Raw genomic sequence first — 17,044 nt, 5'->3', positions numbered from 1 at the left:
TTGATACAAAAGACCACTGTTGTTACATCAAGACAACATCAGGATTTACTCTTGGCGCATTAACTACTACAATTTTTTCAACCTGAGCAAAATTCGCAGGTGAGCCATTATCACCGAGTCGCTTCACGGCTCTTGGCTTATAGCATTGTTTGCGGTTGGTATCAGCCAAACACACTATTGGAGTAAAGATATTGTCCAGACTCGCTGAATTTCGTGCAGCTGAAAAGGCCCTTCAGGAACAGCTCAAGCAGCTGGAATCGCTGAAGAACGACGCCGGGCTCAAGAAAGAAATCGAATTCGAAGAAAAGCTCCAGGGGCTGATGAAAACTTACGGCAAAGGCCTGAAGGACATCATCGCCATCCTCGATCCAAACCCGGCAAAATCCGGCTTGCAGACCGCTGCAGCACCTAAAACCCGCCGCGCTCGTGTGGTCAAGGTCTATCAGAACCCGCACACCGGCGAACTGATTGAAACCAAGGGCGGCAACCACCGCGGCCTGAAAGCCTGGAAGGAACAATACGGTGCCGGCACCGTGGATTCGTGGTTGCGCGGTTAATTCGCCAATCGATTAAAAGCCCTGCATCAAGCGGGGCTTTTTTATTGACAATATCTAACAAATGAAATGAATTTCATCGTACAAGTTGCGACTTTTGTGTAACGTTTATGAGCCAGCGGCTAAACAATTTGCTGCTTGATGTTTCCAGACGGCGCTACGATTAAACTTTAGTCTTAATCCCTTCCGGTATCTAACCGTCTCGTGCAGAACAGCGGCTTAAAGTTTCAAGCTGTTTCTCACCGCCACTATCTCGTCTGCACTGGCTTTATAAGCCTCGGCCTGCCCCGCATAGGAAAGTACATAGGCCTTGTCCGCCTCGACTGCCGCGACGAGGGTTTGCGACAGTACATGGCGTCCGTTTTCAGTGATCGTACAAGTGGTTTCCAGCGCAGACAAAGTTCCCAGTGTCGCGGCGTGCACTTTGTTGCAGACACTCTGGTAGCCGCTTTGGAAAAAATCCTTCTGAATCGATTTGCGCATCTCCAGCAGCACACCCCGCAAATTGACTTGATGGTCCTTTTCGACTTCGGTCATGGTCAGCTCCATCACCATCACCTGATTGCCATCGGCATCCGTTTTCACCGCCCGTTGACGGGAAACCTGCGCAGTCGCCGCGGGCAACGCTTCGACCTGCCAGCCGGCTGGCCAGGTGATACCTGGCTCGTTCGCGGCCACGCACACAGCCGCAAACGACAAGGCAGAAAACACACAGAGGGATTTGAACAGTCGGATCATTGCCGCAAGCACTCGCAAATTGAGCGGTAAAGTCTGAGGCTCGCCCGGGCACAGGGCAAGTCTGCCCTTTCATTTGGCGATGCCGGCAGGCATGCGTATCATTGCGCCCATCACTCGCCCATAGTTATTGGAGGGCCCATGAGCCTGCACGAACTCAACACATTCCCCGGTGTCACCGCCACCCCGGACAGCGCAACCCGCAACTTCGTTTTCAACCACACGATGCTGCGCGTCAAAGACATCACCAAGTCCCTGGACTTCTACACCCGCGTACTGGGTTTTTCGCTGGTCGAAAAACGCGACTTCCCGGAAGCCGAATTCAGCCTCTACTTCCTTGCTCTGGTCGACAAATCGCAAATCCCTGCTGACGCCGCTGCTCGCACCGAATGGATGAAGTCGATTCCGGGGATTCTCGAATTGACTCACAACCACGGCACCGAGAACGATGCCGAATTCGCCTATCACAATGGCAATACCGACCCGCGTGGTTTCGGCCACATCTGTATTTCCGTGCCGGACATCGTTGCGGCGTGTGCACGCTTCGAAGAACTGGGCTGCGATTTCCAGAAGCGCCTGACTGATGGACGGATGAAGAGCCTGGCGTTTATCAAGGATCCGGATGGTTACTGGGTTGAGATCATTCAACCGGCGCCGTTGTAAGAACTGAAAAGCCTTGGAAGCCCCTCACCCTAACCCTCTCCCGGAGGGAGAGGGCACTGATTGGGGAGCCTTCGAGATGTGATGCTGACCTGAACGACCAGCGCTGAATACGCAATTGACTGGCTCTTTGAGGTCGGCGGATAACGCCAAGCACCTCGGTCAGCTCCCTCTAATTCGGGAGAGGGCTGGGCGGGCGGCGTTCCGATGAGGGGCCGCTTTTCACGCGCCATAAAAAAACCCGTGATCACTCACGGGTTTTTTCATTTCCGGCCAGGCCGTTATGCCGGCGCCGAAGTGCGGATCAGGTGATCGAAAGCACTCAGCGAAGCCTTGGCGCCCTCGCCCACCGCAATCACGATCTGCTTGTACGGCACGGTGGTCACGTCACCGGCAGCGAAGATCCCCGGGATCGAAGTCTCGCCACGGTTATCGACAATGATCTCGCCACGTGGCGACAGCTCGATGGTGCCTTTGAGCCAATCGGTGTTGGGCAGCAGACCGATCTGCACGAAGATGCCTTCCAGCTCGACCGTGCGCAACTCATCGGTCGTACGATCCTTGTAACGCAGACCGCTGACCTTCTCGCCGTTACCGGTGACTTCAGTGGTTTGCGCACTGGTGATCACGGTGACGTTTGGCAGACTGTGCAGTTTGCGCTGCAACACGGCATCGGCGCGCAGCTGGACGTCGAATTCCAGCAACGTGACGTGCGAGACAATACCCGCCAGGTCAATGGCCGCTTCAACGCCGGAGTTACCACCGCCGATCACCGCGACACGCTTGCCTTTGAACAGTGGACCATCGCAGTGAGGGCAGTACGCCACGCCTTTGTTGCGATATTCCTGCTCGCCCGGCACGTTCATTTCACGCCAGCGCGCACCGGTCGCCAGGATCACGCTCCTGGCTTTGAGTGTCGCGCCGCTGGCGAAGCGGACTTCATGCAGCTCGCCGTTCTTGCCCGGGATGAGCTGGTCGGCGCGTTGCAGGTTCATGATGTCGACGTCGTATTGCTTGACGTGTTCTTCCAGCGCGGTCGCCAGCTTCGGCCCTTCGGTTTCCTGTACGGAAATGAAGTTCTCGATGGCCATGGTGTCGAGCACCTGGCCGCCGAAACGCTCAGCCGCAACGCCGGTGCGAATGCCTTTACGCGCCGCATAGATCGCTGCCGAAGCACCGGCCGGGCCACCGCCGACGACCAACACGTCAAACGCCTCTTTGGCACTGATTTTCTCGGCCTGACGCTCGATGGCGCCGGTGTCGAGTTTGGCGAGGATCTCTTCCAGGCCCATGCGGCCCTGACCGAAGTTCTCGCCGTTGAGGTAGATGCTCGGTACAGCCATGATCTTGCGATCGTTGACTTCGTCCTGGAACAACGCGCCGTCGATGGCGACGTGACGGATGTTCGGGTTGAGCACGGCCATCAGGTTCAACGCCTGGACCACGTCCGGGCAGTTCTGGCAAGACAGCGAGAAGTAGGTCTCGAAGCTGAACTCGCCTTTGAGCGAGCGGATCTGCTCGATCACTTCAACACTGGCTTTCGACGGGTGGCCGCCGACTTGCAACAGGGCCAGCACCAGCGAGGTGAATTCGTGGCCCATCGGGATACCGGCGAAACGCAGACTGATGTCGGCGCCTGGGCGGTTGATCGAAAACGATGGCTTGCGTGCATCGTCACCGTTGTCGATCAAAGTAATCTGGCTCGAAAGACTGGCAACGTCTTTCAGCAGGTCGTGCATTTCACGGGATTTCGCACCGTCGTCGAGGGATGCAACGATCTCGATCGGCTGGGTGACCCGTTCCAGGTACGATTTCAACTGGGCTTTAAGATTGGCGTCCAACATACGGGCGATTTCCTTTATTTGAGGCGAAAAAAAGCCCGAGCGAATCTCGCCCGGGCATTTTTATTGGGCGGTGCAGCTAACTAGCTAGAAAGGTGCGGCGTGCCGCCCTGCGTTGCGTGTCACAGACTTAGATCTTGCCGACCAGGTCCAGGGACGGAGCCAGAGTGGCCTCGCCTTCTTTCCATTTGGCTGGGCAAACTTCGCCTGGGTGTGCAGCGACGTACTGAGCAGCCTTGATCTTGCGCAGCAGCTCGGAAGCGTCACGGCCAACGCCGCCATCGTTCAGTTCAACGATTTTGATCTGGCCTTCAGGGTTGATCACGAAGGTGCCACGGTCAGCCAGGCCAGCTTCTTCGATCAGCACGTCGAAGTTGCGCGAGATGACGTGGGTCGGGTCGCCGATCATGGTGTATTCGATCTTGCCGATGGCTGGCGAAGTGTTGTGCCAGGCAGCGTGGGCAAAGTGAGTGTCGGTAGAAACACTGTAGATCTCTACGCCCAGTTTCTTGAACTCAGCGTAGTTGTCGGCCAGGTCTTCCAGTTCGGTTGGGCAAACGAAGGTGAAGTCGGCTGGGTAGAAGAAGACCACGGACCACTTGCCTTTCAAGTCAGCGTCCGAGACTTGAACGAAGTCGCCGTTTTTGAACGCGGTAGCTTTGAACGGTTTTACTTGGCTGTTGATGATAGGCATCGATGACTCTCCGTCAGGGGTTATGAAGTTGATGGGTGAATCCTACCCACTCACTCGACGGAACGCTCATTGGCAAACCTGATGCTGCTGATTTGTTTTCGCTATTAGCTGACTGTATTAATAGAAGAAAACGATCTCTACGCTTGATCCGGCTTATCCATAATCCGAGCCATTCCCTGGAATAGGCTGACTTCAACATAGCGCATCGCCGATTTCATGTCCTTCCAGCCGACGTAACTCATCAGCGACTTCAGGTCCCAACCCGCTTGATGAGCCCAAGTGGCGAAGCCGCGCCGCAACGAGTGACTGGTGTAACCCTCGGCGGCGATCCCGGCACGCTGCAACGCCTGGCGCAGCAACGGGATGATGCTGTTGGCGTGCAGCCCCGCCTCGTTCAGATTGCCCCAACGATCGATGCTGCGAAACACCGGCCCGCGCACCAGCGCCGCCTCGGTGATCCAATCGATATAGGCCTGCACCGGACACAGCTTGAGCAGCGCCGGGGCTTGACAGGTCTGCCCGAGGTTTTCCCGATCGCCCTTGCTGCGCGGCAGATACAAGGTGATGCCTTTGCCGGCGTGCGCTTGCACATGCTCGATCTGCAGACGACACAACTCATCACTACGAAAACCGCGCCAGAACCCGAGCAGGATCAACGCGCGGTCGCGGTAAGCCTTTAGCAGAGCCGGTCGATCCTGTTGCTCGCGCGCGGTTTGCGCCTCGTGCTCAAGCCAATCGATGACCCGCTGCAAGTCCTGCAACTGCAACGGCTCGGCTTGTTTCTCCTGCGCCGGGTGCAACGCGCGTATCCCCTTGAATACCTTGCGCACCACCGGCGCCTTGGTCGGGTCGGCAAAGCCTTGACTGTTATGCCACTGCGCCAGCGCCGACAAGCGCAGCTTCAACGTGTTGATCGATAGCTCGGAAGCGTGAGCGACCAGATAGCGCGCAACGCTGTCGGCCGTCGCCGGCAGAAACCCGCCCCACTTCACTTCGAAATGCTCGATGGCCGCGCGATAGCTGCGGCGCGTGTTGTCGCGGGTGGCGGCTTGCAGATAGCGATCCAGATCGCTCATGGGCTGTTTTCTCGCTGGCGTACTGGTTTGAAGATGAAGATGTGCATTTTGCCGTGTGACATTGGGTAATACCAGAATATCCCGCCTGTAATTTTCGATGTATTTCACTTTTATGCCGGCATGGTACACTTTGCTTTTCAGTGGCATGTACCACAGTACGTAACCGTAGGAGTTCACATGGCCCGTGGCGGCATTACCAAAGCACTGGTGCAGATCGCGCGCACCGCAATTCTGGCGCGCGGCGAACACCCGAGCATCGACGCAGTACGCATCGAAATGGGCAATACTGGCTCGAAAACCACCATCCACCGCTATCTGAAAGAGCTGGATGATGGCGCGCAACCGGTTGAAGCCTCCGCTGAGCCGATCGATGATGAACTGACCGCCCTCGTCTCTCGCCTCGCGCAACGCTTGAAAGAGCAGGCGCAGGAGCCTATCGAGCAGGCGCGCGAACAATTCGAGGCGCAACGTGAAGCGCTGGAAGCAGAGCTGGCGCAGACCCGGCAGGCGCTGGAAAAGCTCGAGCACGAGCACGACATTCAAGGCGCTGCACTGGAACGCGAATCCGAAGCGCTGAACAGCACCCGCTCGATGCTGCAAACCGAGCAGACGCGCAACGCCGGGCTCAATCAGGCTTTGGCCGATTCTGAATTACGCTTGCAGGACAAGGACGAGCAGATCCGCTCGCTGGAAGAAAAGCACTTGCACGCCCGCGATGCGCTGGAGCACTACCGCAACGCCAGCAAAGAACAGCGCGAGCAGGAACAGAGCCGTCATGAAAGTCAGGTTCAGCAGATTCAGGCCGAGCTGCGTCAGGCGCAACAAAGCGCGCTGATGCGTCAGGACGAGATCACTCAGCTGCACCGCGACAACGAGCGCCTGCTCACCGAAAACCGTGGCACCCAGCGCGAGCTGAGCCTGTTGCAGGACCAGCTCAAGCAAAGCAATCTGCGTCAGGATCAGTTGCTCGAACAAGCCACGCGCGTCGACAGCGAACGCACCCTCCTCCAGGAACGTCTGCGCGTCGCCTCGCTGGAGAGTCAGGCACTCAAGCAGAGCGTCGAGGAGCAAACGCAGCTCAACCAGTCACTGGAAAAGGAATTGACCAAGGCTCAGGCCAGCCTGGAAGAAAGCCAGCGTCTGGCGGCTGCCGTTGCGGCAGCGCCAGAACCGAAAGGCGCTTAAGCGCTGACCGGCGTACGCATGGTGACAAACTCTTCGGCGGCCGTCGGGTGCACCCCGATCGTGTCGTCGAAGTCGCGCTTGGTCGCGCCAGCCTTCAACGCGATGGCCAGCCCCTGGACGATTTCGCCGGCGTCCGGACCCACCATGTGGCAACCGAGAACCTTATCGGTCTTGCCATCGACGACCAGCTTCATCAGGGTCTTCTCCTGACACTCGGTCAACGTCAGCTTCATCGGCCGGAAGCGGCTTTCGAAAATCACCACCTCATGACCTGCTTCGCGCGCCTGCTCTTCGGTCAAGCCGACCGTACCGATATTCGGCAGGCTGAACACCGCTGTAGGAATCATCTTGTAATCCACCGGACGGTAATGCTCCGGCTTGAACAGACGCCGCGCCACGGCCATGCCTTCCGCCAGCGCTACCGGCGTCAATTGCACACGACCAATCACATCACCGAGCGCCAGAATCGACGGCTCAGTGGTTTGATACTCGTCATCAACCTTGATGAAACCCTTGTCATCCAACTGCACACCGGTGTTTTCCAGGCCCAGGTTGTCGAGCATCGGACGACGGCCCGTGGCGTAGAACACACAATCAGCTTCGAGAACGCGACCGTCCTTCAGCGTGGCCTTCATGCTGCCGCCGGCCTGCTTGTCGATCCGCGCGATGTCGGCATTGAACTGCAGGTCCATGCCGCGCTTGCTCAGTTCTTCGTGCAGGTGCTTGCGCACCGCGCCGTCGAAACCACGCAGGAACAGATCGCCGCGATACAACAGCGTGGTGTTCGCACCAAGACCATGGAAAATCCCCGCGAACTCGACCGCGATGTAACCGCCGCCGACCACGAGCACGCGCTTTGGCAGCTCTTTGAGGAAGAATGCCTCGTTGGAGCCGATAGCGTGTTCGCTACCGGGAATCTCCGGAATCTGCGGCCAGCCGCCGGTCGCGATCAGAATATTTTTCGCAGTGAAGCGCTCGCCGTTCACCTCGACCTCATGTGGGCCGACAATTTTCGCGTGCGCTTCGTGCAGCGTCACGCCGCTGTTGACCAACAGATTGCGATAAATGCCGTTGAGGCGATTGATCTCGCGATCCTTGTTGGCAATCAAAGTCGCCCAGTCGAAATTCGCTTCACCCAGGCTCCAGCCGAACCCCGACGCCTGCTCGAAGTCTTCGGCGAAGTGCGCGCCGTATACCAACAGCTTTTTCGGCACGCAGCCAACGTTGACGCAGGTGCCGCCCAGATAACGGCTCTCGGCCACCGCCACTTTCGCACCGAAACCGGCGGCAAAACGCGCAGCGCGCACACCGCCAGAACCGGCGCCAATCACATAAAGATCAAAATCGTAGGCCATTTCTATCTCCAAGGCAGGCGCTCAGCATACCCGCAGACGCTGATTGGGCAAGCGTTGCCGCTGATATGGGGACGCAAAACGAAAAAACCCGCCGAAGCGGGTTTTTCCTGCAGACCAGTCAAGCGCTCTTAGTAAGCCTTGCCAGTCTTGTAGAAGTTCTCGAAGCAGAAGTTGGTCGCTTCGATATAGCCTTCCGCGCCACCGCAGTCGAAACGCTTGCCTTTGAACTTGTAAGCCATCACGCAGCCGTTCTGGGCCTGCTTCATCAGGGCGTCGGTGATCTGGATTTCGCCACCCTTGCCTGGCTCGGTCTGCTCGATCAGATCGAAGATGTCCGGCGTCAGGATGTAGCGACCGATGATCGCCAGGTTCGACGGCGCGTCTTCCGGCTTTGGCTTCTCGACCATGCTGTGTACGCGGTAGATGTCGTCGCGGATCATTTCGCCAGCGATGACACCGTACTTGCTGGTTTCCTGCGGGTCGACTTCCTGGATGGCGATGATCGAGCAGCGGAACTGCTTGTACAGCTTGACCATCTGGGTCAGCACGCCGTCGCCGTCGAGGTTCACGCACAGGTCATCCGCCAGCACCACGGCGAACGGTTCGTCACCGATCAGCGGGCGACCGGTCAGGATCGCGTGACCCAGGCCTTTCATTTCGGTTTGACGGGTGTACGAGAACGAGCACTCGTCGAGCAGCTTGCGGATACCGACCAGGTATTTCTCTTTGTCGGTGCCTTTGATCTGGTTTTCCAGCTCGTAACTGATGTCGAAGTGGTCTTCCAGAGCACGTTTGCCACGGCCGGTCACGATGGAGATTTCCGTCAGACCAGCGTCCAGCGCTTCTTCAACGCCGTACTGGATCAGTGGCTTGTTTACCACCGGCAGCATTTCTTTAGGCATGGCTTTAGTCGCTGGCAGGAAGCGAGTACCGTAACCGGCTGCTGGGAACAAGCATTTCTTGATCATATAAGTCCTTGAAAAGGCTGTGTGTACGAGTTTCGGCGCAGTCTAATCAGGCGGCGTGCACCTTACAATGCCCCGCACTGGCTAACCGATGCCAAGATAGAGAAATATTCGTGCCGATAGTTCCATCCAGATTTTCAGCGGCGTATTCAGCGTAGCTCAAGAACCGGACGAGCCGGATCACCATACCCTGATCGGCCCCCAATGTGCGCATTTGCCGGTATCATGGCGACTTTGAACCAGCGAACGAGACAGATAGATGGCTGCGGTAAAAATCGTCAACGGGTATGTGATCGACAAGAAAGACGGCAAGTGGACGCTGACCACCACCAATGGCGAGCACATCGCCGGGCCTTTCGACAGCGAACAAATGGCCACCGATGTGGCGGCTGTGTTCACCGACACGCCAGCATCGGCCAAGCGCCGCGGCAAGGATCAGGACTGATCGGCCGAGCCACAACCCTCAAGCCCTGCCATCGCGCAGGGCTTTTTCATGCCTGCGGACAAACAAGTGGCCAATCGCTATAACCTTTTCGACGCAGCGCTGTCAGAGCGTCTAGCCTCCCCTTGCTGAAGACCTGAACATGACCCTGAAAAACCTGCTTTCCATCATCGCAGTATTGACCCTGGCCGGATGCGCCACCTCGCGCCCTGCCTATCTGAACAACGGCGAACAAGGCTTGGCGATCGATTGCTCCGGCGAAGCCAACTCTTGGGCAATGTGCTACGAAAAGGCCGATGCATCTTGCGCCGGCACCGGTTACCGCATCGTCGGTACAGACGGAACGCCCGCCCCCACAGAGGATGACAAGACCTTGGGCGTGGATGTCGGCAACTACAAAAACCGCAGCGTCATCGTGGTCTGCAAATAGTCGCTACATATGAATTTCGGCGAATTTGATCCCGAGTCCACGCACGACTTCGATCAAATCGTCGAGACGGCTGAACGACTCGACTTCGTCGTTTTCGTCCACCAGAAAATAGCTGCGACCGGCGCTTTTCTTGAAAAACACGATCCATTCGCCCGGATTGGCCGGGTTCTGGATGACATGGGTGGCAGAGATAAGGCCCTCTGCATGGCGCTCCCGAACGTGCTCTCGCTTCATCGCGACTCCAGAAATGACAATGCCGTCACAGCATCACTGCGACGGCATTGGAGCTGACGACGACAAGTCTATCAGCCGGAAATACAGGCGTTGGCGGCTTTTTGCACATCATGCGGACGCACTGGCACATTCGACATGCGCTCGTGCAATTTGATGCTGCTGCCGCCGGAGCGGTCTTCGATATCGAAGACCGCCGCCGGACCGGTGGAAAGTTTGCCCGGCACGATCACTCGCACGCCTTCCTTGTGCGGCTGCACTTGCAGCGCGCCGCGGCTGTCGGCCAGCTTTTCGGCCAGACACTCGGCATATTCCTGGGGCTTCTTGCCGGAGATTACGCTCATGGTCGGCAGCGTTTCATTGATCTCGGAAACGTTCGCACAACCACCGACAGCCAATATCAACGGCAGACACACCACACCCCACTTCATACAAAACCTCCGTTAAAGACCGTCCGACAGCACAAACGCTGTTTTTCTCCGACGCCTTTTGCATTTAACCCGCATCCGATTGCGAATATCTGTTCAAAATTGTCAAACCGATGCCCGACGGCCAGATAATAACCCGTGCGGGCTGATAAACTGCGCTCATCGACAAGCTATCGTTTTGATTTTGTAGCAAAAGCCCTTCTGGAGGCGCCCATGAAATTCATTCACCAGCGCGAACACCTCAACGAAGACGACATCGTCGTCATCCAGTGCTCGCAAATGTGCAACATCCGTCTGATGAACGACGCCAACTTCCGCAGCTTCAAAAATGGTGGCCGCCACACCTATCACGGCGGCGCCTTCGATACGTTCCCGGCCCGCATTACCGCGCCGAGCACCGGTTTCTGGAACATCACCATCGACACCGTCAACCGCCGCGCGATAAGCGTGACACGCAAGCCGACGCTGACCCATTCGATCAAGATCATTCGTCGTTCCAGCACTAAACTCAGCTGATAACGCAAACCAGAAAAGGAAACCATGACCGTGGCGCAAAAAACCAAATACGTCATCAAGTACAAGCTCGACGGCGAGCAACGTTTCGAGTTTGCTGACCTCGAAAGCGGCACTGAAGAGGAAGCAGAAGCGGCGCTGAAAGAAATTCACACAGACGACAAAGTCAGTGACATCAAGGTCAGCAAAGCGCTGTAATCGACACCATGCAACCGACCACGTTTGACCTGTTCGCCGACCACGAACCCGTCCAGCAAGCCCGGGCCGAGCAGATCGGCGAGCAAGCGTGGGTGTTGCGCGGGTTTGCCTTGCCGCAGGTTGATCGACTGCTGCCGGAGCTGGACACGGTGCTTGCGGCCGCCCCGCTCCGCCATATGGTCACACCCGGCGGTTTCAGCATGTCGGTCGGTACGAGCAGTTGTGGCAACCTCGGCTGGATCACCGACCGCCAAGGTTATCGCTATGCAAGCGTGGATCCGCTCAGCGGATTGCCGTGGCCTGCATTGCCCACGGTGTTTGCCGAACTGGCGCACACTGCCGCAGAACAGGCCGGATTCGCTGATTTTGTGCCTGACTCGTGCCTGATCAACCAGTATGTTCCCGGCGCGAAAATGTCCTTGCATCAGGACAAGGACGAAAAGGCCTACGCCGCGCCAATCGTTTCGTTGTCGCTGGGTTTACCGGCGATGTTTCTGTTCGGCGGTTTTGAACGCAGTGACAAATGCCAGCGAATCCCGCTGCTGCATGGCGACATGGTGATCTGGGGCGGCGTTGATCGCTTGCGTTTCCACGGCGTGTTGCCGATCAAGCCGGGCAATCATTTGCGCCTGGGCGAACGACGTATCAACCTCACCTTTCGCGTCGCTGGCAACGCGTGAAAGTTTGACCGCAAGGCCCGGAGTGTCGAAGCAATCGACGCCAGTTAACCTGAATCAAACAGGTCAACGGATTAACCCCTATGGACACGCTAACCGACACCGTCAGCATCGAAACCGATCCGCGCTGGGCCGCTGTGGTGGCCCGCGACCCGAAAGCGGACGGGCAATTCGTCTATGCGGTAAAGACCACGGGTGTCTATTGCCGGCCAAGCAGCCTCTCGCGCCTGCCGAAACCGCACAACGTCGAGTTTTTCGATACGGCTGAGCAGGCCGAGGCCGCAGGCTACCGAGCCAGTAGACGCGCCGGCAAGGATCACAGCGACGTTGCCGCACAGCACGCAGCGACTGTCGCCAACGCCTGCCGCGACATCGAGGCTGCCGAGACATTGCCGGCGCTCAGCGAACTGGCCCAGACCGCTGGCCTGAGCCCATTTCACTTCCACCGCATCTTTAAAGCCGCAACCGGATTGACGCCCAAGGGTTACGCCGCCGCCCACCGCTCCCGCAAGCTGCGTCAACACCTGGCAAACGCTGGGTCGGTGACGGAGGCGCTATATGACGCGGGATTCAATTCCAATAGCCGCTTCTATGAGTCAGCCAATCAATTGCTCGGGATGAAACCTGGCGATTACCGCGCTGCCGGCAAGAATAACGATATCCGCTTCGCCGTCGGCCAATGCTCGCTCGGGGCGATTCTGGTCGCGCAAAGCGATCGCGGAGTGTGTGCAATTCTGTTGGGTGACGATCCGCATCGTCTGGTTTGTGATTTGCAGGATCAGTTTCGCCTGGCCAACCTGATCGGCGCCGATGCCGGGTTCGAGCAACTGATCGCCCAGGTCGTGGGGTTTGTCGAGGCGCCAGCGATCGGCCTGGACTTGCCGCTTGATGTGCGCGGCACTGCGTTTCAGGAGCGCGTATGGCAAGCGCTGCGGGAAATCCCGCCGGGGCAGACGGCCAGTTACGCGCAGATCGCCGAGCGCATCGGCGCGCCGACGTCGATGCGCGCTGTAGCCCAGGCTTGCGGGGCCAACCGCCTGGCGGTGGCGATCCCGTGCCACCGCGTGGTGCGCAGCGACGGCCACCTCTCAGGCTATCGCTGGGGCGTTGAGCGCAAACGGCAATTGCTCGAGCGGGAAACCCAGCCTTAACGCCTGCCGCCCGTTCAGCTCAGCGATTGACGTCAACCACAACACGACCGCGCAGTTGCCCGGCCAGCAACTGCGGCGCCGCGTCGAGGGCTTCATTCAAGCCGATCTCACGACTGATCAAGGCCAGCAGCGAGAAATCCAGATCCTTGGCCAGCCGCTCCCACGCGTGCACTCGCCGCGCTTTCGGCTGGGTCACGCTGTTGATGCCGGCAAGCGTCACGCCGCGCAAAATGAACGGCGCCACGGATGCCGGGAAGTCCATCCCTTGCGCCAGACCACAGGCCGCGACAGTGCCTTCGGCGCTAGTGCTGGCGCAAGCATTGGCCAAAGTGTGACTGCCGACGGAATCGATCACGGCGGCCCAGCGTTCCTTGGCCAACGGCTTGCCCGGTTCGGACAGCGTCGCGCGGTCGATGATTTCGCTGGCGCCCAATCGCTGCAGATATTCATGCTCCGACACTCGCCCGGTGGACGCCACCACGCGATAACCGAGTTTGCTCAGCAGCGCGATCGCGAAGCTGCCGACACCACCATTGGCGCCGGTGACCAGCACCTCACCCTGGGCTGGCGTAACACCATTGCGTTCGAGCGCCAGAATGCACAGCATCGCGGTGTAACCGGCCGTCCCGACAGCCATGGCCTGCGCCGGTGAAAAAGCCTCGGGCAAAGGAATCAGCCAGTCACCATTGAGCCTGGCTTTCTGCGCCAGACCGCCCCAGTGATTTTCGCCAACGCCCCAGCCATTGAGCAGTACCTGGTCGCCGACCTGGTAATCCGGATGGGAGCTGTGTTCCACGGTGCCGGCCAGATCGATCCCTGGCACCATCGGAAACTTGCGCACCACCGGGCTGCTGCCGGTAATCGCCAGACCGTCCTTGAAGTTCAGCGTGCTGTAAGCGACAGCTACCGTAACGTCCCCTTCAGGCAATTGCGCTTCGTCGAGTTGCTGCAGATTGGCGCGGTAACCGCTGTCGTCTTTGTCGATCACAATGGCGTTGAACATGACTGCCTCGCATGACTGTTTTCAGAATGTCGTGCCGTGGAATAGCACATCGAAACACATTGCCACATTCGACCATGGGCCAAACAGCGAATCTGCCTCAGGAGAAGGCGCAGCTGCGCACGCAGGACAAGTGGCGGAGTCTTTCGGCGCTGAAAAACTGCATGGGTTGTTCTCAATTTCGGACTGGCTCGAAACGCGCGTTTGCTGTTACAAACCGCTTCTGCGTCCCTGCCCGCTTCCTCGTTCGGAGAACAGCTTCATGAGCCAATGGCCAGACACTCGCATCGTTGATTTGCTCGGCATTGAATTGCCCATCATTCAGGGGCCGATGGCCGGCGCGACGAATTCGTCCATGGTGATCGCCGTATGCAACGCGGGTGGATTGGGATCGATGCCGGCGGCGATGCTGAGCATCGAGCAATTGCGCGAAGAACTGAAGACCATTCGCCAGAACACGACCAGGCCATTCAACGTCAATTTCTTCTGTCATCAGCCTCCAGTCACCGATGAACAGCGCGCACGCGAATGGAAAAACCTGCTTGAGCCGTACTACCGCGAACTGGGCGTTGATTTCGACGCACCGACGCCGGTGTCCAACCGTGCGCCTTTCGATGCGGTGGCCTGCGAAGTGCTGGAAGAGTTCCGGCCCGAAGTGGTGAGTTTCCATTTCGGCCTGCCGGAAAAATCCCTGCTGGAGCGGGTCAAGGCTACCGGGGCAAAGATCCTCTCTTCGGCAACCACGGTCGATGAAGCGGTCTGGCTCGAACAGCACGGCTGCGATGCGATCATCGCCATGGGCTATGAGGCCGGCGGCCATCGGGGCATGTTCCTGAGCGATGACCTGAGCAGTCAGGTGGGTACGTTTGCCCTGGTCCCACAGGTGGTCGATGCGGTAAAAATCCCGGTAATTGCCGCAGGGGCCATTGCCGATGCGCGCGGCGTGGCGGCGGCATTCATGCTCGGCGCCTCGGCCGTACAAGTCGGCACCGCTTATCTGTTTACGACCGAAGCAAAAATCAGCGCCAGCCACCACAAGGCGCTGCGCACCGCCAAGGAAAGCGAAACCGCAATCACCAATCTTTTTACCGGGCGGCCGGCGCGGGGCATTCTCAACCGGGTGATGCGCGAACTCGGCCCGATGTCGGCTCAAGCCCCAGCGTTCCCCCTGGCTGGCGGGGCATTGATGCCTTTGCGCGCGGTGAAAGAGGAACAGTTCGCCAACCTATGGGCCGGTCAGGCGTTCACGCTGGGCAAGGATACAGACAGTGCTGAACTGACCCGGCAGTTGGCCGAAGGCGCACTGGCGAAACTCAAGCATCGTTGACGTGGCACAGAACATTTCCTGTTTGCCCTGCTTTCGCTATATATTTCCGTATATAGCGAAAGCACACTTGCCGCGAAGCAGCCTTCACCTGACAGTGCTGCCCGGCGTACACGCCAACCACGGAGCTGTTGCATGATCCTGCGTGCCTCACGATTTGCCCCTGCCTGCCTGGCATCTCTGCTCGCTGTATTCGCCAGCAATGGCGCTTTGGCTGATGAAGTACAAGTGGCAGTGGCCGCGAATTTCACCGCGCCGATCCAGGCCATCGCCGCCGGCTTCGCAAAAGACACCGGGCATAAACTGGTTGCAGCCTACGGCGCCACCGGCCAGTTCTATACGCAAATCAAGAACGGCGCGCCGTTCGAAGTGTTCCTCGCCGCTGACGACACCACACCAGAAAAGCTCGAGAAAGAAGGCGACACTGTCAAAGGTTCGCGCTTCACTTATGCGATCGGCACCTTGGCGCTGTGGTCGGCGAAAGAAGGTTACGTCGATGATGCGGGCGGAGTTTTGCAGAAAAACCAGTACCAGCATCTGTCCATCGCTAATCCGAAAGCTGCACCCTACGGCTTGGCGGCGACCCAGGTACTGGCCAAACTCAAACTGACCGAGGCTACCCAAGCCAAGCTGGTTGAGGGACAAAACATCACACAGGCTTATCAATTCGTTTCGACCGGCAACGCCGAACTGGGTTTTGTCGCCCTGTCGCAGATCTACAAGGACGGTAAAGTCAGCAGCGGTTCGGCGTGGATCGTACCGGCCGACCTGCATGATCCGATCAAACAGGACGCCGTGATTCTGAACAAAGGCAAAGACAATCCTGCCGCCAAGGCACTGGTCGAATACCTCAAAGGCCCGCAAGCCGCTGCGGTGATCAAGTCTTACGGTTATCAACTGTAAATGGCACTGACCAGTGCCGATTTCGCCGCGATCTGGCTGACCCTGAAACTGGCGTCAGTGACCACGGCGATCCTGTTGGTGATCGGCACACCGATTGCCCTGTGGTTGTCGCGCACCCGCTCATGGCTGCGTGGCCCGATCGGGGCGATCGTCGCTCTGCCCCTGGTCCTGCCGCCCACCGTCATCGGTTTTTACTTGTTGCTGATGATGGGCCCGAACGGCTTTCTCGGCCAATTTACCCAATGGCTGGGCCTGGGCACGCTGACTTTCAGCTTCACGGGGCTGGTGATTGGGTCGGTGATCTATTCCATGCCGTTCGTGGTGCAACCATTGCAGAACGCGTTTTCCGCCATTGGCCAGCGCCCGCTGGAAGTCGCCGCCACCCTGCGCGCCGGTCCCTGGGATACGTTCTTCAGCGTGATGGTGCCGCTGGCTCGACCTGGTTTTATCACCGCAGCGATCCTCGGCTTTGCGCATACCGTCGGTGAGTTCGGCGTAGTGCTGATGATCGGCGGCAACATCCCCGACAAGACCCGTGTGGTTTCCGTGCAGATCTACGACCACGTCGAAGCCTTGGAATACGCCCAGGCCCACTGGCTGGCCGGGGCAATGCTGATATTTTCGTTTGTGGTATTGCTGGCGCTGTACTCCAGCCGCAAGACCCGCGCGGGCTGGAGCTGAG

The 17,044-nt window shown here is 58.3% G+C and carries 21 protein-coding genes; 12 read left to right on the top strand and 9 right to left on the bottom strand.

Going from position 1 to position 17,044, the window contains the following annotated elements; genetic code table 11:
• The first annotated feature begins 191 nt into the window (after nucleotides 1–191).
• Nucleotides 192–557: a histone-like nucleoid-structuring protein, MvaT/MvaU family gene (locus tag BLU52_RS11410; RefSeq protein ID WP_090283274.1), complete on the top strand. Its 366-nt coding sequence runs from the start codon at nucleotides 192–194 to the stop codon at nucleotides 555–557.
• Nucleotides 558–773: 216 nt separating this feature from the next.
• Here BLU52_RS11410 and BLU52_RS11405 read toward each other — a convergent pair whose 3' ends face one another.
• The gene (locus tag BLU52_RS11405) at nucleotides 774–1,292 is read right to left on the bottom strand and encodes a DUF4946 domain-containing protein (protein WP_090283273.1); all 519 of its coding nucleotides are present in this window, start codon (nucleotides 1,290–1,292) and stop codon (nucleotides 774–776) included.
• Between the two features lie 138 nt (nucleotides 1,293–1,430).
• Here BLU52_RS11405 and gloA point away from each other — a divergent pair, with 138 nt between their 5' ends.
• Nucleotides 1,431–1,952: a lactoylglutathione lyase gene (gene gloA, locus BLU52_RS11400; protein ID WP_090283272.1), complete on the top strand. Its 522-nt coding sequence runs from the start codon at nucleotides 1,431–1,433 to the stop codon at nucleotides 1,950–1,952.
• 278 nt (nucleotides 1,953–2,230) lie between these two features.
• Here gloA and ahpF read toward each other — a convergent pair whose 3' ends face one another.
• From ahpF to BLU52_RS11385, 3 genes are all read right to left on the bottom strand, one after another.
• On the bottom strand, nucleotides 2,231–3,793 hold the full coding sequence (gene ahpF, locus BLU52_RS11395) for an alkyl hydroperoxide reductase subunit F (protein WP_090283271.1): 1,563 nt from the start codon (nucleotides 3,791–3,793) through the stop codon (nucleotides 2,231–2,233).
• Nucleotides 3,794–3,920: 127 nt separating this feature from the next.
• Nucleotides 3,921–4,484: an alkyl hydroperoxide reductase subunit C gene (ahpC, locus tag BLU52_RS11390; protein ID WP_016774916.1), complete on the bottom strand. Its 564-nt coding sequence runs from the start codon at nucleotides 4,482–4,484 to the stop codon at nucleotides 3,921–3,923.
• 137 nt (nucleotides 4,485–4,621) lie between these two features.
• Complete coding sequence (locus BLU52_RS11385) at nucleotides 4,622–5,560, bottom strand: site-specific integrase (RefSeq protein WP_090283270.1); 939 nt, start codon at nucleotides 5,558–5,560, stop codon at nucleotides 4,622–4,624.
• A gap of 177 nt (nucleotides 5,561–5,737) precedes the next feature.
• Here BLU52_RS11385 and BLU52_RS11380 point away from each other — a divergent pair, with 177 nt between their 5' ends.
• A complete protein-coding gene (locus BLU52_RS11380) occupies nucleotides 5,738–6,745 on the top strand; it encodes a DNA-binding protein (protein ID WP_090283269.1) in 1,008 nt (335 codons plus the stop codon).
• Here the strand turns inward: BLU52_RS11380 and gorA are convergent.
• Entirely contained in the window at nucleotides 6,742–8,100 is a 1,359-nt protein-coding gene (gene gorA / locus BLU52_RS11375) for a glutathione-disulfide reductase (RefSeq protein ID WP_090283268.1), read from the bottom strand. The two genes, BLU52_RS11380 and gorA, sit on opposite strands and share 4 nt — an antisense overlap.
• Nucleotides 8,101–8,228: 128 nt before the next feature.
• Nucleotides 8,229–9,068, bottom strand: coding sequence for a UTP--glucose-1-phosphate uridylyltransferase GalU (gene galU, locus BLU52_RS11370; protein ID WP_053120371.1), 840 nt, complete (start codon nucleotides 9,066–9,068; stop codon nucleotides 8,229–8,231).
• Between the two features lie 256 nt (nucleotides 9,069–9,324).
• Between galU and BLU52_RS11365 the strand changes: the two genes are divergently transcribed.
• Entirely contained in the window at nucleotides 9,325–9,510 is a 186-nt protein-coding gene (locus tag BLU52_RS11365) for a hypothetical protein (protein ID WP_090283267.1), read from the top strand.
• Nucleotides 9,511–9,649: 139 nt separating this feature from the next.
• Nucleotides 9,650–9,937 carry a hypothetical protein gene (locus tag BLU52_RS11360; RefSeq protein WP_090283266.1) on the top strand — a complete coding sequence of 96 codons (288 nt, stop codon included), beginning with the start codon at nucleotides 9,650–9,652 and terminating at the stop codon, nucleotides 9,935–9,937.
• A 3-nt stretch (nucleotides 9,938–9,940) separates the two neighbouring features.
• Here BLU52_RS11360 and BLU52_RS11355 read toward each other — a convergent pair whose 3' ends face one another.
• On the bottom strand, nucleotides 9,941–10,171 hold the full coding sequence (locus BLU52_RS11355) for a hypothetical protein (RefSeq protein ID WP_090283265.1): 231 nt from the start codon (nucleotides 10,169–10,171) through the stop codon (nucleotides 9,941–9,943).
• Between the two features lie 71 nt (nucleotides 10,172–10,242).
• Nucleotides 10,243–10,599, bottom strand: coding sequence for a hypothetical protein (locus BLU52_RS11350; protein WP_090283264.1), 357 nt, complete (start codon nucleotides 10,597–10,599; stop codon nucleotides 10,243–10,245).
• 210 nt (nucleotides 10,600–10,809) lie between these two features.
• Between BLU52_RS11350 and BLU52_RS11345 the strand changes: the two genes are divergently transcribed.
• From BLU52_RS11345 to ada, 4 genes are all read left to right on the top strand, one after another.
• On the top strand, nucleotides 10,810–11,112 hold the full coding sequence (locus tag BLU52_RS11345; protein WP_007912251.1) for a DUF1883 domain-containing protein: 303 nt from the start codon (nucleotides 10,810–10,812) through the stop codon (nucleotides 11,110–11,112).
• A 24-nt stretch (nucleotides 11,113–11,136) separates the two neighbouring features.
• Nucleotides 11,137–11,307 (top strand): hypothetical protein, encoded by a 171-nt coding sequence (locus tag BLU52_RS26805; RefSeq protein ID WP_090283263.1) that lies wholly within the window; start codon nucleotides 11,137–11,139, stop codon nucleotides 11,305–11,307.
• 8 nt (nucleotides 11,308–11,315) lie between these two features.
• Nucleotides 11,316–11,987, top strand: a complete 672-nt coding sequence (alkB, locus tag BLU52_RS11335; RefSeq protein ID WP_090283262.1) for a DNA oxidative demethylase AlkB — start codon at nucleotides 11,316–11,318, stop codon at nucleotides 11,985–11,987.
• 80 nt (nucleotides 11,988–12,067) lie between these two features.
• Nucleotides 12,068–13,135: a bifunctional DNA-binding transcriptional regulator/O6-methylguanine-DNA methyltransferase Ada gene (gene ada / locus BLU52_RS11330; RefSeq protein WP_090283261.1), complete on the top strand. Its 1,068-nt coding sequence runs from the start codon at nucleotides 12,068–12,070 to the stop codon at nucleotides 13,133–13,135.
• 19 nt (nucleotides 13,136–13,154) lie between these two features.
• On the opposite strand, the gene acuI is transcribed toward ada, so the two are convergent.
• Nucleotides 13,155–14,138, bottom strand: coding sequence for an acrylyl-CoA reductase (NADPH) (gene acuI / locus BLU52_RS11325; RefSeq protein ID WP_090283260.1), 984 nt, complete (start codon nucleotides 14,136–14,138; stop codon nucleotides 13,155–13,157).
• Nucleotides 14,139–14,397: 259 nt separating this feature from the next.
• On the opposite strand from acuI, the gene BLU52_RS11320 reads away from it, so the two are divergent.
• The 3 genes from BLU52_RS11320 (at nucleotide 14,398) to modB (ending at nucleotide 17,043) form a co-directional block, all read left to right on the top strand.
• The gene (locus BLU52_RS11320) at nucleotides 14,398–15,462 is read left to right on the top strand and encodes an NAD(P)H-dependent flavin oxidoreductase (protein ID WP_090283259.1); all 1,065 of its coding nucleotides are present in this window, start codon (nucleotides 14,398–14,400) and stop codon (nucleotides 15,460–15,462) included.
• Between the two features lie 132 nt (nucleotides 15,463–15,594).
• Nucleotides 15,595–16,362: a molybdate ABC transporter substrate-binding protein gene (gene modA / locus BLU52_RS11315; protein WP_090283258.1), complete on the top strand. Its 768-nt coding sequence runs from the start codon at nucleotides 15,595–15,597 to the stop codon at nucleotides 16,360–16,362.
• Nucleotides 16,363–17,043 carry a molybdate ABC transporter permease subunit gene (gene modB / locus BLU52_RS11310; protein WP_090283257.1) on the top strand — a complete coding sequence of 227 codons (681 nt, stop codon included), beginning with the start codon at nucleotides 16,363–16,365 and terminating at the stop codon, nucleotides 17,041–17,043.
• The last annotated feature ends 1 nt before the right edge of the window (nucleotide 17,044 follow it).

This window comes from Pseudomonas granadensis (assembly GCF_900105485.1).
Classification (GTDB): Bacteria; Pseudomonadota; Gammaproteobacteria; order Pseudomonadales; family Pseudomonadaceae; genus Aquipseudomonas; species Aquipseudomonas granadensis.
This window is presented reverse-complemented; position numbering and strand designations above follow the sequence as displayed.